The sequence below is a fragment of the Actinoplanes sp. NPDC049681 genome (genome assembly GCF_044465265.1).
Classification (GTDB): Bacteria; Actinomycetota; Actinomycetes; order Mycobacteriales; family Micromonosporaceae; genus Actinoplanes.
On the sequence record NZ_JBITLP010000001.1, the window covers coordinates 129,359 to 150,049 of the forward strand.

Genomic DNA, 20,691 nt, shown 5'->3' on the forward strand with positions numbered 1-20,691 from the left:
CCGTGTACGCCTGGATCTGGCGCAAACTGCCCTTCGGCCTGTGGGGCAAGGTCACCGGCTCGCTCGTGCTGATCGCGACGGTCGGCGTCCTGCTCTGGTACGTGGTGTTCCCGTGGGCGACTCCGCTACTGCCGTTCGATGACGTACAGGTCGGCACGGGCACCGAGCAGCAGGACCCGAACCTGGTCGTGCCCGGCGACGGTGCGGATGTCGGGCCCGACGACATCCCGTACGACCAGCACACGAACGCCCCCGACCCCTCCGCAAGCCCCAGGTGATAGCCGTGCGCATCCTCGTGATCGACAACTACGACTCGTTCGTCTTCAACCTGGTGCAGTACCTCGGCCAGCTCGGTGCCGAGTGCGAGGTGCGGCGCAACGACGAGATCTCGGTCGCCGACGTCGCCGGCTTCGGCGCCGCGGGGGTCCTGCTCTCCCCCGGGCCGGGTACGCCCGAACGCGCCGGCATCACGATGGACGTGATCCGCGAGTACGCGGGCAAGCTTCCGATGTTCGGCGTCTGCCTCGGCCACCAGGCGATCGGCGCCGCATTCGGCGCCACCGTGACCCGCGCTCCGGAGCTGCTGCACGGCAAGACGTCGTCGGTGCAGCACAAGGGCGAGGGCGTGCTGGCCGGTCTGCCGGACCCGTTCACGGCGACCCGCTACCACTCGCTCGCCGTCGTGGAGGACACCCTGCCCGGCGAGATCGAGGTGACGGGCTGGACCGAGTCGGGCGTGGTGATGGCGATGCGCCACCGTACGCTGCCGATCGAGGGTGTCCAGTTCCATCCGGAGTCGGTGCTGACCGAAGGCGGCCACACCATGCTGGCCAACTGGCTCGCGGCGTGCGGCCTGCCGGAGGCGCTGAAGCGGGCGCCGGAGCTCGCCGCCGAGGTGGAGACCCGCCGCCGGGCCGCATTCGCCGCGGCCTGACCGCTCGAAGCCGAGGTGGGCAGCCGCGGCCTGACCGCTCGAAGCCGAGGTGGGCAGCCGCGGCCTGATTCGACTGAAAAGCCCGGAACGCTCACTCAGCGTTCCGGGCTTTCGCGTCAGCCGAAGAGGTCGCCGACGCCGGTGCCGTCACCGCCGCCGTCACCGCCACCCGGCGGCTCGGAGCCGTCCGGGTCCGGCGTACCGGAGTCGCCGGGGTCCGGCTCGTTCTCCGCGATCACCGTCAGCGTGATCTGCGTCGACTTGGACCGCTTCTCCTTGGCGTTCGGCGTCTGCTCGACGACCGTGCCGGGCGTGCCGTCCTGGTTGGACTCCTCGACCTGGATGTTGGTGAAGCCGCGGTCCTGCAGCCGGGCCTTGGCCACGTCGACGTTCTGACCCTTGACGTCCGGGATCTCGACCAGGTTGCCGCGCGACACCGTCACCGTGATCTTGGTGCCGGGGTCGACGTTCTCGCCCTCGGACTCGACCTTGAGCACCTCGCCCTCACGGGCGTCGTTGTCGACCCGGTTGATGACCGGCACCAGGCCCTTCTCGGTCAGCGCCTGCCGGGCCGCATCCTCGGTGCCACCCCTGAGGCCAGTCGGCACGCGCACTTGCTGCGGGGTCTGGCACATCACCAGGGTGACGGTCTGATCGGTCTTGGCCGTCTGCTGCGGCAGCGGGGTCTGGCTCTCGACCTTGTCCTGGCAGTCGTTCTTGACCTTGGGCGTCCCGTACTCGATCTTGGTGAAGCCGGAGTCGCCGAGCTTCTTCTCGGCCGCATCCTTCGACAGACCGACGACGCTGGGCACCGGCACCACCTTGGCCTCGTCGGCCTTGTCCTTGTTGTTGCCGGACAGTGCGAGGCCGATGCCGAGGGCGACCACGGCGAGCACACCGAGGGCCGCCAGCACCGCCATCACCCACGACGACGTCTTGCGCTCCGGCGGCTGCGGCCCGCGCGGCCCCGCGACGCCGGCCGGGACGGGCCGGGTCATCGCGGTCGGGGCCTGGCCCATCGGGCCGGTCATGGCCATGGTCTCGGCCTCGGACATCACCGGCGTCGCCATCACGGGACGGCCGGAAGCCGCGCGGAGGGCATCGGCGCGCATCTCCTGCGCGCTCTGGTAGCGGTTCAGCGGGTTCTTGGCCAGCGCCTTGAGCACGATGGCGTCGACGTCCGGGGGCACCTCGCGGTTGATGTCGCTGGGCGCCTTCGGGTCCTCGCGGACGTGCTGGTACGCCACGCTGACCGGGCTGTCGCCGACGAAGGGCGGGTGTCCGACCAGGAGCTCGAAGAGTACGCAGCCGGCCGCGTACACATCGGAGCGCGCGTCGACCGACTCACCGCGAGCCTGTTCCGGCGAGAGATACTGGGCCGTGCCGATGACGGCGCTGGTCTGCGTCATGGTGGTCGCACCGCTGGCCAGGGCCCGGGCGATGCCGAAGTCCATCACCTTGACCTGCCCGTTCTGCGTGATCATCACGTTGCCGGGCTTGATGTCGCGGTGGATGATGCCGTGCCGGTGGCTGAACTCCAGGGCGGCGCAGATGTCGGCGATGATCTCGAGGGCGCGGCGCGGCTGGATGCGCTGCTCGGCCGCCAGCACCTCCTTGAGGGTCCGCCCGTTGACGAACTCCATGACGATGAACGGCTGCCGTTCACCCGTGGACGAGGTCTCCTCGCCGGTGTCGTAGACGGCGACGATCGCCGGGTGGTTGAGAGCCGCCGAGTTCTGCGCCTCGCGCCGGAACCGCTCCTGGAACGTGGCGTCGCGGGCCAGGTCCGAGCGCAGCATCTTGATCGCCACATCCCGGCCGAGCCGGAGGTCGCGGCCGCGGTGGACCTCGGCCATGCCGCCGTACCCGAGCAGCTCGCCGACCTGATACCTGCCACCCAGCAGGCGGGCCTGCGCCGTCATAGCGTCTGTCGTCCTTCGGTCGCGGGATTCGGGCTGTGCGGTGCGCCAGCCGGGTTCGTAAGACGGTACGACGACGCTGCCGGATAGGGATCGACCGCGCCCAGGGCGTTGTTTCCCTCGTTGACGAGGAACGAGATCACGCCCGCGCAGAGCAGGACGAGCAGGGCCAGCACGACGGCCAGCACGATCAGCACCTGCCGGCTGCCCGAGTTGTCCGCCTGCTTCCCGGGGGCCATCGCCGGGTGCTGCATCGGCGGGGCCGAGGGATGCCGGTACGGCTGCTGCACCGGCGGCACCGACGCAGCCCCGCGAGCGCCCTGACCACCCGACACCGGCCGGGGCACCGGCGGATACGGCGGACGCGCCTGGCCCGCATGGGGGTGCCCGGGCGGGCCGGAGGTCGGCGCGCCGGAGTGCGGCCGGTTGCCGACCGCCGGTCCGCCGGACTGCGGGCGGTTCACGACCGGGCCGCCGGAGTGCGGCCGGCCGACCGGGGCGGAGCCGTTGACGGCGGGTTGCTGCACCTGGGTCGTCAGCGAGGACGCGGCCTGCCGCGCCACGGCGGCCATCGCGGACGCCGTGGGCCAGCGGGCGCTCGGGTCCTTGGCCATCGCACGATCGACGATCGCACGGACGGCGGGCGGAATGTCGGCAGGCAGCGGGCGCGGCGTGTCCCGCACGTGCTTCATCGCGATCTCGATCGGCGTCGCGCCGTCGAACGGCCGGTGCCCCGAGAGGCATTGGTACGCGACCACGCCGAGCGCGTACACATCGGAGGCCGCCGTGGCGACCGCGCCGGACGCCTGCTCGGGAGAGATGTACGAGGCGGTGCCGAGCACCGAGCCGGCCACCGTGAGCTGTCCCACCAGGGCGGATCGGGCGATGCCGAAGTCGGTGAGCACCAGCGTGCCGTTGGGGCGTACGAGCAGGTTGCCGGGTTTGACGTCGCGATGCACGATGCCGTTGCCGTGCGCGGCGTGCAGCGCGTCCGCCGCCTGGGCGACGAGCGCCATGGTGCGCGCCGGGGTGAGCCGGCCGACCCGGCTGAGAGTGCGCGACAGGGCGTCGCCCTCGACGTACTCCATCACCAGGAAGGCCAGCTGCTGGTCGGAGCCGTAGTCGTAGACGTCGACCACGCCGGGGTGGTTGATGGTCGCCATGGTCCGCGCCTCGCCGCGGAAGCGCTCGGCGAAGCCGGGCTCGTCCAGCAGCGCGGGCAGCAGGATCTTGACGGCGACCGTACGGCCGAGCACCTCGTCGGTGCCGCGCCACACGTCCCCCATGCCACCGCCGGCGATCCGCTCGTCCAGGCGGTACCGGCCACCGAGGGTCACCCCAGGGCTGATCATCTCAGTCCCCTCCCCCGCCGGCAGCGGCCTTCATGATGAGGCCGGCGATGCGCGCCGCCTCGGCGCTCGCGTGGCCGCCGCCCACGTTCTCCAGCATGACGCACGCCGCGGAGACCGGCTTCCCCTTGTCGTCGAACGCGAAGCCGATGAACCAGCCGTGCGGGTCGGCGCCCGTGGCGTTCTGCGCCGTACCGGTCTTGCCGCCCACCTCGTACCCGTCGATCTGAGCCCGCCGGCCGGTGCCGTTCTCGACGACGCTGACCATCATTTCCTTGAGGTTGCCGGCGACGTCGCTGCTGATCGGCGTCCGCAGGACGTCCGGGCTGGCGTTGTAGATCGGCCGGCGATCCGCGCTGAGCTCCTGCTGCACCAGGTAGGGGCGCATCTGCCGGCCGCCGTTCGCGACGGTCGCGGCCATCAGCGCGCCCTGCATCGTGGTCATCCGGACGTCCTTCTGCCCGATCGACGACTGCGCGAGGGCGGCCGGGTCGGTGCTGCCGTCCGGGTTCTGCATGTCGCCGGTGTGGCTCGCGACCACCGGCAAGCCGCCGTCGCGGAGGCTGCCGACGGTCAGGTCGTCCTGCTCGAAGCCCCAGTCCCGCGCTTCCTTCTTGACCTTGTCGGCGCCCAGCGTGACGCCGAGCCGCGCGAAGCCGGTGTTGCAGCTGTCGGTCAGCGCCTCCTTGAGCGTCACCCGCGCGCCGGGGCAGGTCTCCGCCTCGGCGTTGTGGATCGGCGCTCCGGAGCCCGGGGCCACGTACTCGGAACCGGCCTCGATCTCGCTGCTCTGCGTGTAGCCGTTCTTCAGTGCCGCGGCCGAGATGATGACCTTCATGGTCGAGCCCGGCGGGTAGTTCTCCGACGTCGCCCGGTTCAGCATGGGCTTGTCCTTGTCGGCGTTGAGCTCCTTGTACGCCGCCGAGGAGACCTTGGGGTCGTGGCTGACCAGCGGGTTCGGGTCGTAGCTCGGCATGGAGACCATCGCCTGGATCGCGCCGGTCTGCGGGTCGATGGCGACCGCGGACCCCTTCTTCGCGCCGCGCTCGTTGTTGGTCAGCTGCTTCCAGGCGACCTCCTGCGCCTTGGGCTTGAGCGACAGCACGACGTTGCCGCCGCCGGGCTCGTCGCCGGTGAACATGGCGCTGATCCGGTCGGCGAAGAGCTTGTCGCTGGCGCCCGACAGGAAGTCGTTCTCGCTGCGCTCGATGCCGACCTCGGCGCCGTTGACCGGCTTGTAGCCGATGATCGGCGCGTACACCTGCTTCTCCGGGTAGACCCGCAGGTACTTGAGCGTGCCGTCGGTCGGCTTGCTCTCCGCGAGCGGCTGGCCGCCGGCCTCGATCACCCCGCGGGGGACCTCGTACTCGGCGATCTGCACGCGGCCGTTGTAGTCGCTCGTGCGGTAGTCGTCCGCCTTGTAGGCCTGGACCCAGTTGAGGTTGGCGAACAGGAGGCCGAACAGGACGAGGATGACCACGCCGGCCTTGCGCAGGGGTGCGTTCACGGCTTGATCACCTCCGTCATGGCGCCGTGCAACTGGGCGGGTGGCTGCTTCGGACCGCCGGGTTGTGCCGCCGGGCCACCCGTCGCCGGCCTGCGGCCCGCGTCGGAGATCCGCAGCAGCATCGCCACCAGCAGCCAGTTGGCCATCAGCGACGAACCACCGGCGGACAGGAACGGCGTCGTCTGACCGGTCAGCGGGATCAGGCCGGTGATGCCACCCACGATGACGAAGACCTGCAACCCGAGCGTGAACGCCAGGCCGCCGGCGACCAGCTTGCCGAAGGAATCGCGTACGGCCAGACCCGCCCGCAGCCCGCGCTCGACGATCAGCAGGTAGCAGACGAGCAGCGCGGAGAGGCCGAACAGGCCGATCTCCTCACCCATGCCGGCGAAGATGAAGTCGGTACGCACCTCGGGCACCTGCCCCGGCGACCCCGCGCCCGGACCGGTGCCGAACAGCCCGCCCGTGCCCAGCCCCAGCAGGCCCTGGACGAGCTGGCCGCTGCCGCCGACCCGGTTGTAGAACACGGGGTTGAACGGGTCGAGCCACACCGAGGCGCGGTCGTAGAAGTTGGCGAAGGGTCCGCCGATGGCCGCGCCCAGCAGGTAGGCCACGTAGACGCCGCCGAAGAACATGACCAGGCCGATGATCAGCCAGCTCGCGCGCTCGGTGGCGACGTAGAGGGTCACGACGAACAGCCCGAAGTACAGCAGCGCCGTACCGAGGTCCTTCTCGAACACCAGGACCAGCAGCGACAGCAGCCAGACCGTCACGACCGGGCCGAGGTCACGGCCGCGGGGGAAGTCGATGCCGAGAACCCGGCGGCTGGCCAGCGACAGCACCTCACGCTTGCGAACCAGGTAATAGGCGAAGAAGGAGACCAGCGCCAGCTTGGCGAACTCACCCGGCTGGACCTGGAAGCCGCCCAGCTTGATCCACAGGCGCGCCCCGTTGACCTCGGAGAACCGCGACGGCAGCACCGCCGGGATCATCACCAGGACGATACCGACCAGGCCCAGCGTGTACGCGTACCGCGAGACGACCTTGTGGTCGCGGACGACCAGGAGCAGCACCGCCGCCAGGATCACGGCGATCAGTGTCCACTGCAGCTGGCGCCCGCTGGTGCCGGCGAAGATGCCGGGAATCGTCTCCTTCCGGGCGATGGCGCGGGCCAGGTCGAGACGACGCAGGAACCCCACGCCCAGGCCGTTGATCAGCGCCACCGTCGGGATGAGGACGGGATCCGCGTACGGCGCGGTGAAGCGCACGACGAAGTGCAGGCCGACGAAGAGCACGCCCAGCAGCACTGCCGGAACCCAGAACGAGGAACCGAGCTTGTCGAGCTGATTGGCCTCCACCGTGGCGCCGAAGATGGCGACGATCACCATGGCGAACAGCAGGAGACCCAGCTCCGCGTTGCGTCCCGTCCGGGTTCCCTGGACGCGCGGCATCTCACCCGTGGAGGCGGGTGTGGGAGCCGGGAGGGCGGGCGCGGTCAAGAGGGAGTCCCCAGACGTAGGTCGGGCGGCGCTCAGTCGACGGGCCGGCACCCGACCGGGTCGCTGGTGACCGGCGGGTTCGGGTCCGAGGGCTGGGCGTCCGGCGTGGCGGCGGGCGCGAGATCGGGCACCGACGAGGTGGTGTTCCGGGTGGGAGCCGAGGTCTTCCCGGCGGACGGCGCGACCGGAGGGCCCGCCGACGGGTTGCTGGACGGCGGCGCGGTCGGGGCGCACACCGGTTTCAGGTTGGGGTTGGACGCGTCCTCGCTGGTCAGCTCGAGCAACCGGCGCTGGGCGTCGGACTTGTCGTCGGCGTGGATGCCCTGCTTGACCCGGTCCTGCGCCACCGTGGTCAGGTCGTCGAGACGCGCGTTGCTGGTCTCGTTGACGCTGGACAGGTCGAGGCCGGCGATCTGGCCGGGCACCCCGCGGAAGATCGCGAGCTGACCCTGCTCGGTGGCGCCGACGTAGTACTGGTCCTGGGTGTAACGCCAGCCCGTCCACAGACCGCCGCCGAGCACGGCGAGCAGGAGCAGGACGAGCAGGGTGGTGCGCACCGGGTGCCGCTTGGGCGGCTCCGGCTCGTCACGTTCGTAGGCCGCGCCCTCGGGCTGCGCCGGGCGCGGCGGTGCCTGCAGCGCGGCGGCCCGGGCGGCCGCGCTCGAGCTGTCGGCGACGGTCGAGTTGCCGCGGTCACGAGCCGCGGCGCCGCCGACGATGGGTGCCTGCTCGACGATGTCCGCGTCGGTAGCGTCCGCGATCACCACGGTGATGTTGTCCGGTCCGCCGCCGCGCAGTGCCAGCTGCACGAGCCGCTCGACGCACGCCTGCGGATCCGGGATGTCCCGCATGCTCTCGCCGATGGTCTCGGCGCTCACCACGCCGGACAGGCCGTCGCTGCAGATCAGATAGCGGTCGCCCTTGAGCACCTGACGCACCGAATACTCGGGGTCGATGTCCCGGCCGTCGAGCGCCCGGGTGAGCAGCGAGCGCTGCGGGTGGCTGCTCGCCTCCTCCGGGCTGATCCGGCCCTCGTCGACCAGCATCTGGACGTACGTGTCGTCCTTGGTGATCTGGGAGAACTCGCCGTTGCGCAGCAGATAGGCACGGGAGTCCCCGATGTGCACCATGCCGATCTTGCTGCCGGAGAAGAGCACCGCGGTGAGCGTCGTGCCCATCCCCTCCAAGTGGGGATTGGCGTCGACGGTGTCGCGCAGCTGCTGATTGGCCGTCCCGACCGCGTGGCGCAGGGCGTCGACGAGCGCATCGCCCGGCACGTCCTCGTCCAGCGGAGCCATGGCGGCGATGACGATGTTGCTGGCGACGTCACCGGCGGCCATGCCGCCCATGCCGTCGGCGACGGCAAGCAGCCGCGGTCCGGCGTAGACGGAATCCTGGTTTCCGTCTCGGATCAGACCGCGGTCGCTCTGGGCGGCGTAGCGCAGGGTCAGGGTCATGGCCGTAACTCGAGAGAAGTGCGGCCGATCCGGATCGGCACGCCAAGGGGGACGGGAGTAGGTCCGGAGACCTTACCGCGATCGAGATAGGTCCCGTTCGTCGAGCCGAGATCCTCGACGAACCACTGCCCGTCGCGCGGGACCAGCCGGGCGTGCCGGGCGGACGCGAAGTCGTCGGTGATGACGAGCGTCGAGTCCTCGGCGCGCCCTATCGTGATTTGCGCCTCACCGAGCGTGATCCGGGTGCCGGCCAGCTGACCGGCGGTCACGACCAGCTGCCGTGCCGCCTTGCCCCGCTTCGCCTTCGCCGGCCGGCCAGGAGCCACCACCCCGCCGACCCCGCGGGGCGTGGCGACGATGCTCTTGGACCGGACGCCGGCGAAGAGATCCTTCCGGATCACCCCGACCACCGTGAACACGAAGATCCACAGCAGGATGAGGAACCCGAAACGGGCGACGGTGAGGACGAATTCGGGCAAGGTGACTAGCCGTCCACTCGGAACGTCAACGTGGTCGTGCCGAGCTGAATCATGTCGCCCGGGTTGAGCGCCACGGCCGACACCCGCTGACCGTTCACCATCGTGCCGTTCGTCGAGCCGAGATCGGTCAGCACGACCTGGCTGCCGTCGTAGTCCAGCCGGGCGTGCCGGCGCGAGATCCCGACATCCGGCAGACGCAGATTCGCCTGGTCACCCCGGCCGATCACTGTCGAGCCCATCTGCAACGGGTACGTACGCCCGTCGCCGGACACCAGCCCGACGTTCCGGCCGTTGTGCCCGTGCTGCTGATAGCCACCGGGCTGCTGGTCGTACGGGGAGTACGCGGGCTGCGCGTCGTACGCCGGCTGCTGCACCGGGGCGACCTCGCCGCCGGTGTACACCTCCGCCGTCACCCGGAACATGCCCGTGTCGAGCCCGTCGCCCCGCTCGATCTCGACGATCACGTCCCCGTAGACCGTCCAGGCCTGCTCGCCGATGAACTCCGCCTGCGACTGAGCCAGCTCCTGGGCCAGTGCGGCGGCGTACGGCGCCAGCCTGCTGTGGTCGTACGGCGAGAGATCGATCACGTAGCGGTTCGGCACGAGAGTCCGCCCACCAGCGAGGATAGCCTTGTGGGCCTCGGCCTCCCGCTGCATGGCATTCAGAATCTCCACCGGGTGCACGACACCCTTGAACACCTTCGCGAAGGCCCCTTCGACCAGGCCTTCCAACCGCTTCTCAAAGCGCTGCAGCACGCTCACCGGCTCCTCCTCGGGTTCCGAGGACATGATGGTATCCGGCCGCCGCTTGCGCATCTCTGCGACGAGCGGCCGGTCGCTCCTGACCCTCGTATGACGGCCCCCGACGCCGTGCTAATCTTCCCTGGCGTCAAGGGCAGCTACCTGCTCGCGATGTAACGAGGGACAGCGTAATCTGTTCCGGCTGACGCAGTGCCACGGGGATGTGGCGGAATGGCAGACGCGCACGGTTCAGGTCCGTGTGTCCGAAAGGACGTGGGGGTTCAACTCCCCCCATCCCCACGAGTGACCGGGTGGCCCCTGTCCGCGGAGAGCGCGGACCGGGGCCACTCGTCATATCTGCTCCGGGGGCCGAGCCCCCGGAAGCCCCGCGGTGCGGTGGGCGCTCCGGGTGCGTCGCTCGCGGTTCACGCTTGCCGCTGACGCGGCCCGCCGTGCGGTGGGCACTCCGGGTGCGTCGCTCGCGGTTCACGCTTGCCGCTGACGCGGCCCGCCGTGCGGTGGGCGCTCCGGGTGCGTCGCTCGCGGTGGGGACTCGTGCGGCTGTGCCGCCCTTGATTCGTTGGTGACTTCGGGTCCTTGCGACTTCGGGGCCTTGCGACTTCGGGTCCTTGCGCCTTCGGGTCTTTCGGGGCTTTGCGGGGCGGGCTCGTTCGGGTGAAACAGGGGTGGGGTGTGCGGGGGCGTTATGCTCTCGTCTGGTTTTGGGTCCCTAGACCTCTGGAGAGTTTGCTCGTGGCGGTTGCTCTGGTTACCGGGTCAGGTGGGCTTATCGGGTCCGAGGCGGTGCGGCACTTCGCCGGCCTGGGGCTTGACGTGGTCGGGATCGACAACGACATGCGGCAGGAGTTTTTCGGGGCCGAGGCTTCCACTGCCTGGAACGTGCAGCGGCTGACCGCTGATCTCGGGGCTGCGTACGAGCACCATGGGGTCGACATCCGCGACCGGGATGCGGTGGGGCGGATCTTCCAGCGGTACGGCAAGGACATCGCTGTCGTGATCCATGCCGCGGCTCAGCCCTCGCATGACTGGGCTGTGCGGGACCCGTACACGGACTTCGATGTCAATGCCGGCGGCACGCTGACGATGCTGCAGAACACGCGCGAGCACTGCATCGAGGCGCCGTTCATCCACTGCTCCACCAACAAGGTGTACGGGGACACCCCGAACCGGTTGCCGCTGGTGGAGCAGGAGACGCGCTGGGAGCTCGAGCCGGGGCATCCGTATTACGAGGGCATCACCGAGGACATGTCGATCGATGCATGTTTGCACTCGATCTTCGGCGCGTCGAAGGTGGCGGCCGACGTGATGGCCCAGGAGTACGGGCGCTACTTCGGCATGAAGACGGCGATCTTCCGGGGTGGCACGCTCACCGGTCCGGCTCACTCGGCGACCGAGCTGCACGGGTTCCTCGGGTACGTGATGCGCGCGAACATGGAGCGCCGGACGTACCGGATCTTCGGGTACAAGGGCAAGCAGGTGCGCGACGCGATCCACAGCCACGACGTGCTGAGCGCTTTCGAGGCGTTCTTCCGCAACCCGGGGTCGGCGAAGGTCTACAACCTTGGCGGCGGGCGCCATTCCAACTGCTCGAACCTCGAGGCGTTCGCGCTGGCCGAGAAGATCAGCGGCACGCCGATGATCACCGAGTACGTGGACGACAACCGCATCGGCGACCACCAGTGGTGGATCGGCTCGATGGCCGCTTTCCAGGCCGACTACCCGCAGTGGAAGCAGGTCTACGACGTACCGATGATCCTTCAGGAGATCTACGAGGCGAACGTCGACAAGTGGGTCCCGGCGTCATGATCGACCAGGGCAAGCGCAACGTTCTCGGTGTCCTCGTGGACGCCGTGGACTACGACGCTGCCACCGCCCGGATCATCGAGGCCGCCCGGGAGCGCCGGCACTACGCGGTGACGGCGCTCGCGGTTCACGGCGTGATGACCGGCGTGCAGGACCGGGCGCACAACGCGCGGCTGAATTCGTTCGACCTGGTGACGCCCGACGGCCAGCCCGTACGCGGAGCGCTCAACCTCGTGCACCACGCCGGCCTTGCCGACCGGGTCTACGGTCCGGAACTCACCCTCCGGGTGCTGCGCCAGGCGGCCGCCGAGGGACTGCCCGTCTACCTGTACGGGTCCACCCAGCCCACCCTCGACAAGCTGGTGCCGGCGCTGGAGCGGATGTTCCCGGCGCTGAAGATCGCCGGTGTCGAGGCGTCGAAGTTCCGCGCCAACCGGCCCGGCGAGGACGTCGAGATCGCCGATCGGATCAAGTCCTCCGGCGCGCGCATCGTCCTGGTCGGCCTGGGCTGCCCCCGGCAGGAGATCTGGGCCTACGCGATGCGCCCGCTGCTGGACATGCCCCTGCTCGCCGTCGGCGCGGCGTTCGACTACCACGCGGGCCTGCTCAAGAACCCGCCGGCGTGGATGCAGAAGTACGCCCTCGAGTGGCTGTGGCGCCTCGGCCTGGAGCCGAAGCGGCTCTGGAAGCGGTACGTCCTGCTGAACCCGGCGTACGTCTCGCGCCTCGCCGCGCAGAAGACCGGCCTGTGGAAGGCGGATCCGCCGGCTGCCACGAACGAGCCGGTCACGTCCTTCGCCGTCTGACGGCCGTTCCGTCGAAGCGGGCGGTGCCGGGACCCCGCCGCGTCGCCGCTGGGATCCCGGCCGACCTCCCCAGGCCGAGCCCGTCGCCTGCGGTCGACGTCGGCCTCCGGGAGCGGGGGCCGGTGCCTGACCGGGCGTCTGGCACCCGACATTAGGACAACGGTCACGGTCGCAACAGTGGGCATTGTCCGCTTCGCCCATTGGAATGATTGCGCGCAGTAGTGAGCCGGAGACGCGTAGTTACTCCAGAACCCCTACGGGTCGGCGGTCCGGTGATATCCCGGTTTCGCCGGTTGCACCGAAGGTGAAGGCTGTCGATGTGAACCCCACGACGGACCTCATCGTCATCGGCGCTCTTGCCGCGGTCTGGCTCTCCGCAGGCCTGCTCGCCGACGCGCTTCCGGCTGCCCGTACGGCCCGCTCGCTGCGGCGTCGCACCCGGGCGCTGTCCATGGTGGTCGGTGCGGGCGTCACGGTCTTCCTCGCCGTTCCCGTCCTGGCCGGGCTGCTTCCCGGCGACTCAGCGGCCCCGGCGGCCGCGCTTCTCCCGGCCGTACCGGCGGTGGTCGTGGTGACCGTGACGGCGCGCCGCCTGACGCAGATCCGCCGCGGCGCCGGGGCGTTCGCCACCGCCCCGATGACCCCGGCCCCGCCCGCTCTGCTCGCAGCGGCAGCGCATCCGCTGCTCGCGACCCCGCTGCAGGTGACCGGCCTCGCCGCGGTGATCGGCGTACCGATCGCCGGCGGCCTTGTGGAGGTGCCCGGCACCGAGGCTGCCGGCATCGCGATCACCGTGGCCGCCGTGGTGGTTCTGGTCCTGGCGGTGCGGCACGCCGTCCGGCACAGCCGGCTCAATGTTGCGGTGCTCGCGCCGCTCGGCCGTGGTCGCCTGCGGGTCCGGCCGGTCGCACAGTCGCGGACGGAGACGTACGCCGCACTCCCGGAGGAATCCGTCGCACCGGCCGCCCACGAGGTGAGCCTCCTGGCCTGACCCGCCGGGTCGCCTCAACCGCCGGGTCTGGTGGACCCGCCCGGCCTCGTGGGCCCGCCCGGCCTGGTGGAGCCCCCGGGCCTGGTGAACCGCCGCCGCCACGGCGGCCCACCAGGCCGACCCTCGGCGCGGCCGGCGAATGCTCCTAGCGCTTCGCTTCCTGTACGTAGAGCAGCTCGAGGATCGAGCGGGCTGCCTCGAACCAGCGGTCCAGCCACTCCGACGGCGGCAGCGTCCCGCGCGCCGGCAGCTCCAGCAGCAGCCCCCGCAGCAGCGGGTGATCCGCCATCGACTGCGACGGTGCGGCGTCGACCCAGCCACCGGGCGGGAACACCGGCTCGGTCAGGCCCTGCATGTCCAGCGACGGCAGCTTCGCCGCGCGGTCCAGGGCACTCGTCGGCTCGATCGGGGTACGGGTCGGCAGGCCGGCGGAGGACAGGCTCGGCCCGCTGCCCCGCGCCACCAGTTCGCCGTCGCCGTGCTCGGCCGCCAGCGCCGCCTCCCGCCGGTTCTGGCGGTACGCGCTCACGCCTCCGCTGAACCGATCCTGTGCGGTCGGGGATCCGTTGCTCAGATTGTCGGAACCAATCGTCATGTTCTCGCCTTGCCTCGCTCGTTGAGTTGGCCCTACCCGCACCGTCACGCGAGGGGGACGGTCAGCCGTACGGGCAAACAGCGGTACGCCGGCACGGTCCGGCCCGCGCTTAAGGCGTTCAACGAGGGGAGTCCCCGAGGGGCGACGGTACAAAAGCGGCGAAATGCGACGGCCGCCACCGTGGCCGGCGACGGCCGTGCGCCCGTTGTCGATCGGTCGGCCCGGCTTCCCGGCCCGGGCCCTGTCCGCCCGGCGTCGTCGCCGGCATGGTCGCGGGGCTCGGATCAGAGCCCCGATCATGTGTTCCTAAAGGTCGAACTCGCCGTCCTTGGCGCCGCCCACGAAGGCGTCCCACTCGTCGGTGGTGAAGATCAGGGCGGGTCCGGCCGGGTTCTTCGAATCACGGACGGCAATGGCCTCGTCGACGAACGCCACCTCGACGCAGTTGTCGCAGTTGGGGCCACTGCGCGTGCTCTTGAACCACTCAGCGCGGCTCAGATCGATCCGGAAACCCTTGGTCTCGACTTCCACAATGGCTCCTCTGCCAGCATTACGATCATGTTCCTGGACTCCTCCGGTGAGAGGGCCGTCGCCCGGATGGTGTCGAAGATGGAGTTGTACTTGCGGAGCTCGTCGGTCTTCTCCAGGAACAGCCCGCCGGTCGCGTTCTCGGCGAACACCACGTTCGGGTCCTCGGCATCGGGAAAGTCGAGGATCGCGAACGTGCCGTCCATACCGGCGTGGGCTCCCACCGCGAAGGGCAGGATCTGGAGGGTCACGTTCGGCAGCTCGGTCATCTCGGCCAGGCGCAGCAATTGATCGCGCATGACCTCGTCGCCGCCGACCGGCCGGCTCAGCACCGCCTCATCGAGCACCACCCAAAGATCGATCGGATCGTCCTGAATCAATAACGCTTGGCGAGCCATTCGGACGCGTACCCGCTGCTCTATTTCTTGCTCGCTGTCACCCAGTCGAGCGGCCCGAATCATCGCAATTGCATACTTGTCGGTCTGCAAGAGTCCGGGCACCACCTGCTGCTCGTACGCCCGGATGGATTTGGCCGCGGCCTCGAGTCCGACATAGGCCCCGGTCAGCACCGTGCTGAACGGATGCCACCACCCCTTCTGCCGGGCTTCTCGTGCAATTTGGACCAATTCGTCCGAAGCCGCTCCGGCCACGCCGTAAATGTCCAACATGTCCTTTACATCGCGTGGCGTGGCGCTGGTGTGACCGGTCTCGATCCTGGACACTTTGGACGGTGAGCACCCGAGCCGGTCGGCGACCACCTCGATCGTGACGCCGGCGGCGTCACGGTATCTGCGCAGCTCAGCACCGAGACGGCGGCGACGGATAGTGGGGCTGCGGCGCGGATTCACGCGGACCTCCGGGGGCGCGGCGGGAACAGCGAGATGCTCCGCCGTACGGCGTTTGTCGCATCCAGTCTCTCTGTTGATCTCTTGATCCTTCAAGCGTCGACAGTGATCACTTGGTCACTTACGGCTGACATGCAACTTGCATCGATGGGGTGCGTGGTGCAATCTTTCGGTATGGCCGACGTCACTTAGTGTTCCGAGCGGCGTTGCCTAGCCCGACAGACTGCAGCGAAAGACCGGTGCGGATGTCGGCTCCAACCGAATGTCCTACGTGGACTTTACGAAGTCGCGGGGTCCTGGCGGGGGCCGAAGACGGCGTTACGGCACTGTTGTGAGGATTGGCATCCTCATGAGGTTGCCAAGGCGTACGAGCCGGGCACACTGGAGCATCTGTGTTCACTGTGCGGCAAAGCGGTGTTTGCCCGAGACTGTTCAGGACAGGAGTTGACGTGCTTCCTCGGTCCGGCGATGTCATACACGTGACGAAGGCGGCGAGCGTCCAATTCTCATCGCCGATGATTTTCCGGGTGATCCGCGTCCATGACTGGCCGACGTACGAGGGCTGGATCTGGCTGGACGGCTACGAGCTCAACTCGTCAGGCGACGCCGTCGAACGCCGGTCCATCTTCGTGCAGGTCAGCGGCCTTCGCCAGGTCGGCAAGGCGCCGGATCCCCGCACCCGCAACGCCCGTCAGCCGGGCATGTCCTCGGGCACCATCCCCGCCCGGGCGATGCGCGCCAACCGCTGACGGAAACAGCCGGCCCGGTCAGTCAGCGTCCACCTCGTGGGTGGCCGTGGGCGAGGTCGCCGGCGTGGTGGCGGTCGGTTCCGCCGCGATGATCAGGTTGACGATCGTGTCGCCGGGGACCTGCTGGCCCTCCGTCGGGTCGCTGCCGATCACCGTGTCGGGGGGCGCGTCGGTGCTGGCCACGTAGCGCAGCCGGTAGTTCAGACCCGTACGGTTCAGTGCCGCCCGGGCCTCGTCGAGCGAGAGTCCCCGCAGCGCCGGAATGGTGACGTCGGTCGGGGAACTCGGCGGGGAACTCGTCGGCGCGGTCGTGGTGGGAGCCGTGCTCGGCGGCTTGGTGGTGGTCGCCTTGGTCGTGGGCGCCGGAGCGGCCGACGTCGTCACCACCGGCGCCGGCGTCTCCTCGTCGTCGCCTCGTGACTGCAGGATCAGGTAGACCCCCCAGCTCAGGACGCCCAGCAGCAGCAGGGCCACGATGCCCACCACGATCGGCATCCACCAGCGGCCGCGCGGCTCCTCGGCCGGCACGGCGGCCCAGTCCGTACGGGTGGCATCGCCCGGACCCGGTGCCCGGACGCCGGCGCGACCGGCCCAGACCTGTTCGTCGTCCGCCCAGTTCTCGGCGCCCTGCGCGGCCGGATAGACGGCGGTCGCGTCCCCGGCAGGTGGCGTGACACGCGTCGCATCGTCTGCGGCCGGTGTCACACGCGTGGCGTCATCGGCGGCCGGGAACAGCTGCGTACGGTCCGCGTCCCCCGATCGGGGGTCCCCATTCGGGTGCTTTTGGCCCTCGTCGGAGGGTTCGCCGCGGAAAGGAAAGAACTCGCCGGTGTCGTCGGACATCGCCGCACCTTTCGTTCGCCGAATCCCTCAACCGCCAACTTAACCAATCTTGAAGGAAGTGCTCATCGATTCGCAGGCATGGTCCGCCCCGGCTACAGTGCCCCGCATGGCCGCGAGGGGCTGGACAGCGCAGGTGGCAGCCGCGGCCGGAGTGGCCGCGGGGACGGGTGCCGCCCAGCTCGGCCTCGGCTACGGCCTGGGCGTGGTGGTCTGGCCCGCCGGCGCCGCGGACGGCGACGACATCTGGCTGGGCAGCCTCGGCTGGGCGACCTGGATCGCCGCGAGCGCGACCGTGTTCGGCGCGGTCATCGCGGGGCGGCTCGGCCGGGCGGTCGGCGGACCATGGCGCTTCGCGCTCGCGGCCTCGGCGGCGGTCGGTGCCCTGCTGACGGTCGCGCTGATCGCGCTTCCCGCCCGCAATGCCGTACGACCTGACACCTTCTCCCCGGAGACAGTGGCCGGCGGGTACGCGGTGATCGGCGTCCTGCTCGGGCTGCTGATCGCGTACTGGGCGGTGCTGTCGCGCCCGGTCGCCGCCAACCTCATCGCGACGGCGGCCTGGCTCTGGATCCTGGCCGCGGCGGCGATCGTGGCCGACGTCTTCTGGCACCGTCCGACGGCGACATACCTGTCCAGCTGGCAGTTCGCTTCGACGCACGGCACCCAGGGGACGATCCACTGGCCGAGTGCGCTGCTCACCCTGCTGGCCGCCTTCGTGCTCGGAGTGGTCGCCGCCTGGCCGGCCGCCCGGCGAGGTGACCTGGGCGTCGGCGCGGCCACCTCCGGTGCGGTCGGTCCACTGCTGGTGGCGGTCGCCTTCTTCGTGATCGCCCCGCAGCTGTCGCCGCCCTTCGGTCCACTGGGGTCGGCATATCTGATCGCGCCGTACGCGGTGCTGGCCGGGCTCGCCGGCTCCGCAGCGACGATCGCGTTGGCCCAGCAGAGCGCGGTACGCCGGACCGCACGGACCACCGTGCCGCGAGCGGCGTTGGTGCCGGGGCCACGGTCCGGCAGGGACGCCAAGCAGAGTCCCGCGGCCGGCGGGCGGGGCAAGCCGGCGGCCGGCGGGCGGGACAAGCCGGCGGCCGGCGGGCAGCCCATGCCGGGGCCCGGCGCGGAACCCACGTCACGCCCAGCAGTCGGCGGTCACGCCAAGCCCGGGCCCGGCACGGACCTCATGCCGGCGCAGCGTTCGGCACCCGGCACATCGACCGAGGCCACGCCGCGTTCCCGGGACGGCAAGCCGTCGCTGTTCGGGCGGTTGCGGCGGCGCGGCGCGGATCGCTCATCCGTCGCGACGGGACGAGCGCAGGCTCCGGCGTCAGCTCGATCCTCCGCGCCCGCTGGACCGCAGGGGTCCGGCCCAGCGGCATCGGCGTCCACCGGGGCGGTCGCGGCAAAGGGCCAGGCCACGCCGCCGGCCACCGGGTCGGGTGCGGCGGCGAAGAGCACATCCCCACCGCCGAGCGCAGGAGCGGTCCCGGCCAAGGGCGCCCCCGGAACGCCCCCGGCCAAGGGCCGAGGCGCGGTCCCTACCAAGGCCCAGGGCGCAGATCCCGCCCAGGCTGCGGGCACAGTCCCGGCCAGCGGTCCAGGCGCAGTTCCCGCCCAGGCTGCGGGCGCGGTCCCGGCTAAGGCTCCGGGCGCAGTCCCGCCCCAGGCGCCGGCCGCGGTCCCCGCTAAGGGCCCGAATGTCGGTCCGGCCCAGCCCGCCGGAGCCGTTCCGACCAAGGCCTCCCCCGGCGCGGTGCCGGCAAAGGCCACCGGCGCGGTGCCGGCCAAGGCCACCGGGGCGATCCCGGCGAAGGCGGAGACGAAGCCCACCGGAACGGTCTCGGCACGAGCCACTGCGCAGCCCGCCGACCCGAGCACCGGCAGGCAGGGTCCCCCGCGAGAGACGGTCGCTCGCCCGCCGGCGAGCCCCACCGTCGCGAAGATCAATGCGGACTCGCCCGCGAAGAAGACGCCCGCCAGGAAACAGCCCCCGGCGAAGAAGACCCCTCCGCCGCAGGCCTAGTCGATCGGCCAGGTGTGCACCGGCTCGTTCGTACGCTGGTGGGCGCTGTATCTCAGCAGCATGTCGTGCAACGCCGCGTGGCGGTCGAGGCCTCGGTGGTGTTCGGCGTGCCATACCGCCTCGGTCTGCCAGGTTGCGCCGTTGCGGCCGGTGCGGCATCGCTCGTCGATGATGCCGAGCAGGCGGTCGCGGTGGTGCGCGTCGACGCCGAACTTCGTCAGGCCTTGGTGTGCCTTGGGCAGCAGCTGGTTGCGGACGAGGTCGGTGACGGGGCTTTCCCCCGTACCCGGCCAATGAATTGTGGTTTCCATGCCTCGACGGGCCGCCGCGTGGAAGTTGTCCTCGGCCGCTGCGAACGCGAGCCGGCTCCAGATCGGCCGTTCCTCCTCGGCGAGCTGACGGGTCAGCCCGAAGTAGAAGGCGGCGTTGGCGAGCATGTCCACCACGGTGGGCCCTGCCGGCAGCACTCTGTTCTCCACCCGGAGGTGGGGACGGCCGTTCATCACGTCGTAGACCGGGCGGTTCCAGCGGTAGACCGTGCCGTTGTGCAGGCGCAGTTCGCCGAGGTGCGGTACGCCGCCCGCCTCGAGGACGGCGACCGGATCCTCCTCGTCGAGGATCGGCAGCAACGGCGGGAAGTAGCGGACGTTCTCCTCGAAGAGGTCGAAGACCGACGTGATCCAGCGCTCGCCGAACCAGACGCGCGGCCGTACGCCCTGGGCTTTGAGCTCGTCCGGCCTGGTGTCGGTGGCCTGCTCGAACAGGGCGATCCGGGTCTCCGCCCACAGCTGCCGCCCGTGCAGGTACGGCGAGTTCGCCCCGATGGCCACCTGAATCGCCGCCACCGCCTGTGAGGCGTTCCAGTACGCGGCGAACCGGTCCGGTGGCACCTGCATGTGGAACTGCACGCTGGTGCACGCCGCCTCGGGGGCGATCGAGTCGTTGGCCGTCTGCAGGCGCTCGACGCCGCGGATGTCCACGCTGAACTGTTCGCCGCGGGCGCCGACGATCTGGTCGTTGAGGGCTCGGTAGCGCTCGTTGGCGGAGAGGTTGGCCAGCACGAGGTGGTCCGGTTTGAGGGTGGGCAGGCTGCCGATGAGCACGATAGTGGCGTCTGACTTGTGGGCTCGGTCCTCCGCGCGGCCGAGGCTTTCGAGCAGATCACGTTCGTAGTCGGCGAAGCCCTCGCCGCAGATCATCCGGGGGCGGGCGTTGAGCTCGAGGTTGAACTGGCCCAGCTCGGTCTGGAAGTGGGGGTCGGCCAGGTTGGCGAGGATCTCGGCGTTGCGCATGGCCGGTTCGGCATCGGCGTCCATGAGGTTGAGCTCGATCTCGAGGCCGGTCATGCGGCTGTCCGTGTCGAACGTGGCGGCACCGGGCGGCCCGTCCGCGAGTTCCTCGCGACGGTCCAGCATCAAGGCCAGGACGTCGAGGCAGCGGCGAACCTTCTGCCGGTAGTGGACCCGGTCCTCGTTCGAGAAGACGGCACCGGACAGGTCCTTACCCATCGATCCTCCTGGCACGTTCGCGTGACGCTCTCACGTTATGTGGACCCGGTAACCGTGGCCAGGGACGAAACGGACATACATCAGCGCTTAGTGAGCGTTCG

At 70.2% G+C, this 20,691-nt stretch carries 19 protein-coding genes and 1 tRNA gene; 8 read left to right on the plus strand and 12 right to left on the minus strand.

Annotation, left to right across the window (positions count from 1 at the left end):
* Positions 1–2: 2 nt before the first annotated feature.
* Positions 3–278, plus strand: coding sequence for a hypothetical protein (locus ACIBO8_RS00630; protein ID WP_396112977.1), 276 nt, complete (start codon positions 3–5; stop codon positions 276–278).
* A 5-nt stretch (positions 279–283) separates the two neighbouring features.
* Complete coding sequence (locus ACIBO8_RS00635; RefSeq protein ID WP_396112978.1) at positions 284–934, plus strand: aminodeoxychorismate/anthranilate synthase component II; 651 nt, start codon at positions 284–286, stop codon at positions 932–934.
* Between the two features lie 116 nt (positions 935–1,050).
* On the opposite strand, the gene pknB is transcribed toward ACIBO8_RS00635, so the two are convergent.
* The 7 genes from pknB to ACIBO8_RS00670 all read right to left on the minus strand — a co-directional run bounded on the left by pknB (position 1,051) and on the right by ACIBO8_RS00670 (position 9,932).
* Positions 1,051–2,856: a Stk1 family PASTA domain-containing Ser/Thr kinase gene (pknB, locus tag ACIBO8_RS00640; protein WP_396112979.1), complete on the minus strand. Its 1,806-nt coding sequence runs from the start codon at positions 2,854–2,856 to the stop codon at positions 1,051–1,053.
* Positions 2,853–4,205 (minus strand): protein kinase, encoded by a 1,353-nt coding sequence (locus tag ACIBO8_RS00645; protein ID WP_396112980.1) that lies wholly within the window; start codon positions 4,203–4,205, stop codon positions 2,853–2,855. The genes pknB and ACIBO8_RS00645 overlap by 4 nt, the downstream gene beginning before the upstream one ends.
* 1 nt (position 4,206) lies before the next feature.
* Complete coding sequence (locus ACIBO8_RS00650) at positions 4,207–5,709, minus strand: peptidoglycan D,D-transpeptidase FtsI family protein (protein WP_396112981.1); 1,503 nt, start codon at positions 5,707–5,709, stop codon at positions 4,207–4,209.
* Entirely contained in the window at positions 5,706–7,160 is a 1,455-nt protein-coding gene (locus ACIBO8_RS00655; RefSeq protein WP_396113842.1) for an FtsW/RodA/SpoVE family cell cycle protein, read from the minus strand. Before ACIBO8_RS00655 ends, ACIBO8_RS00650 begins: the two co-directional genes overlap by 4 nt.
* A gap of 80 nt (positions 7,161–7,240) precedes the next feature.
* Positions 7,241–8,665 carry a protein phosphatase 2C domain-containing protein gene (locus ACIBO8_RS00660; protein ID WP_396112982.1) on the minus strand — a complete coding sequence of 475 codons (1,425 nt, stop codon included), beginning with the start codon at positions 8,663–8,665 and terminating at the stop codon, positions 7,241–7,243.
* Positions 8,662–9,144: an FHA domain-containing protein gene (locus ACIBO8_RS00665; protein ID WP_396112983.1), complete on the minus strand. Its 483-nt coding sequence runs from the start codon at positions 9,142–9,144 to the stop codon at positions 8,662–8,664. The genes ACIBO8_RS00660 and ACIBO8_RS00665 overlap by 4 nt, the downstream gene beginning before the upstream one ends.
* Before the next feature lie 5 nt (positions 9,145–9,149).
* Positions 9,150–9,932 (minus strand): DUF3662 and FHA domain-containing protein, encoded by a 783-nt coding sequence (locus ACIBO8_RS00670; RefSeq protein ID WP_106128832.1) that lies wholly within the window; start codon positions 9,930–9,932, stop codon positions 9,150–9,152.
* Positions 9,933–10,101: 169 nt separating this feature from the next.
* Between ACIBO8_RS00670 and ACIBO8_RS00675 the strand changes: the two genes are divergently transcribed.
* The 4 genes from ACIBO8_RS00675 (at position 10,102) to ACIBO8_RS00690 (ending at position 13,505) form a co-directional block, all read left to right on the plus strand.
* Positions 10,102–10,184: transfer RNA gene (locus tag ACIBO8_RS00675), tRNA-Leu, on the plus strand.
* A gap of 453 nt (positions 10,185–10,637) precedes the next feature.
* The gene (locus tag ACIBO8_RS00680) at positions 10,638–11,711 is read left to right on the plus strand and encodes an NAD-dependent epimerase/dehydratase family protein (RefSeq protein ID WP_396112984.1); all 1,074 of its coding nucleotides are present in this window, start codon (positions 10,638–10,640) and stop codon (positions 11,709–11,711) included.
* Positions 11,708–12,514, plus strand: a complete 807-nt coding sequence (locus tag ACIBO8_RS00685; protein WP_396113843.1) for a WecB/TagA/CpsF family glycosyltransferase — start codon at positions 11,708–11,710, stop codon at positions 12,512–12,514. Before ACIBO8_RS00680 ends, ACIBO8_RS00685 begins: the two co-directional genes overlap by 4 nt.
* A 319-nt stretch (positions 12,515–12,833) precedes the next feature.
* Complete coding sequence (locus tag ACIBO8_RS00690; RefSeq protein WP_396112985.1) at positions 12,834–13,505, plus strand: hypothetical protein; 672 nt, start codon at positions 12,834–12,836, stop codon at positions 13,503–13,505.
* A 145-nt stretch (positions 13,506–13,650) separates the two neighbouring features.
* On the opposite strand, the gene ACIBO8_RS00695 is transcribed toward ACIBO8_RS00690, so the two are convergent.
* The 3 genes from ACIBO8_RS00695 to ACIBO8_RS00705 all read right to left on the minus strand — a co-directional run bounded on the left by ACIBO8_RS00695 (position 13,651) and on the right by ACIBO8_RS00705 (position 15,476).
* Positions 13,651–14,100, minus strand: a complete 450-nt coding sequence (locus ACIBO8_RS00695; protein WP_396112986.1) for a hypothetical protein — start codon at positions 14,098–14,100, stop codon at positions 13,651–13,653.
* Between the two features lie 306 nt (positions 14,101–14,406).
* Positions 14,407–14,631 (minus strand): DUF397 domain-containing protein, encoded by a 225-nt coding sequence (locus ACIBO8_RS00700; RefSeq protein WP_396112987.1) that lies wholly within the window; start codon positions 14,629–14,631, stop codon positions 14,407–14,409.
* Complete coding sequence (locus ACIBO8_RS00705) at positions 14,595–15,476, minus strand: helix-turn-helix domain-containing protein (RefSeq protein WP_396113844.1); 882 nt, start codon at positions 15,474–15,476, stop codon at positions 14,595–14,597. The genes ACIBO8_RS00700 and ACIBO8_RS00705 overlap by 37 nt, the downstream gene beginning before the upstream one ends.
* A 446-nt stretch (positions 15,477–15,922) precedes the next feature.
* Between ACIBO8_RS00705 and ACIBO8_RS00710 the strand changes: the two genes are divergently transcribed.
* Positions 15,923–16,222, plus strand: coding sequence for a hypothetical protein (locus ACIBO8_RS00710; RefSeq protein WP_396112988.1), 300 nt, complete (start codon positions 15,923–15,925; stop codon positions 16,220–16,222).
* Positions 16,223–16,240: 18 nt separating this feature from the next.
* Here the strand turns inward: ACIBO8_RS00710 and ACIBO8_RS00715 are convergent, their stop codons facing one another.
* Complete coding sequence (locus tag ACIBO8_RS00715) at positions 16,241–17,065, minus strand: PASTA domain-containing protein (protein ID WP_396112989.1); 825 nt, start codon at positions 17,063–17,065, stop codon at positions 16,241–16,243.
* 106 nt (positions 17,066–17,171) lie between these two features.
* Between ACIBO8_RS00715 and ACIBO8_RS00720 the strand changes: the two genes are divergently transcribed.
* Positions 17,172–19,082 (plus strand): Hansenula MRAKII killer toxin-resistant protein 1, encoded by a 1,911-nt coding sequence (locus ACIBO8_RS00720; RefSeq protein WP_396112990.1) that lies wholly within the window; start codon positions 17,172–17,174, stop codon positions 19,080–19,082.
* Here the strand turns inward: ACIBO8_RS00720 and ACIBO8_RS00725 are convergent.
* Positions 19,079–20,590: a glutamate-cysteine ligase family protein gene (locus ACIBO8_RS00725; protein ID WP_396112991.1), complete on the minus strand. Its 1,512-nt coding sequence runs from the start codon at positions 20,588–20,590 to the stop codon at positions 19,079–19,081. The genes ACIBO8_RS00720 and ACIBO8_RS00725 overlap by 4 nt on opposite strands.
* Positions 20,591–20,691: the final 101 nt, after the last annotated feature.

Coding starts and splice junctions, on each gene's coding strand:
- pknB (WP_396112979.1), bottom strand. CDS start 2,856: ATGACGGCGCAGGCCCGCCTGCTGGGTGGCAGGTATCAGGTCGGCGAG.
- ACIBO8_RS00645 (WP_396112980.1), bottom strand. CDS start 4,205: ATGATCAGCCCTGGGGTGACCCTCGGTGGCCGGTACCGCCTGGACGAG.
- ACIBO8_RS00655 (WP_396113842.1), bottom strand. CDS start 7,160: ATGCCGCGCGTCCAGGGAACCCGGACGGGACGCAACGCGGAGCTGGGT.
- ACIBO8_RS00660 (WP_396112982.1), bottom strand. CDS start 8,665: ATGACCCTGACCCTGCGCTACGCCGCCCAGAGCGACCGCGGTCTGATC.
- ACIBO8_RS00670 (WP_106128832.1), bottom strand. CDS start 9,932: ATGTCCTCGGAACCCGAGGAGGAGCCGGTGAGCGTGCTGCAGCGCTTT.
- ACIBO8_RS00685 (WP_396113843.1), top strand. CDS start 11,708: ATGATCGACCAGGGCAAGCGCAACGTTCTCGGTGTCCTCGTGGACGCC.
- ACIBO8_RS00695 (WP_396112986.1), bottom strand. CDS start 14,100: ATGACGATTGGTTCCGACAATCTGAGCAACGGATCCCCGACCGCACAG.
- ACIBO8_RS00715 (WP_396112989.1), bottom strand. CDS start 17,065: ATGTCCGACGACACCGGCGAGTTCTTTCCTTTCCGCGGCGAACCCTCC.
- ACIBO8_RS00720 (WP_396112990.1), top strand. CDS start 17,172: ATGGCCGCGAGGGGCTGGACAGCGCAGGTGGCAGCCGCGGCCGGAGTG.
- ACIBO8_RS00725 (WP_396112991.1), bottom strand. CDS start 20,590: ATGGGTAAGGACCTGTCCGGTGCCGTCTTCTCGAACGAGGACCGGGTC.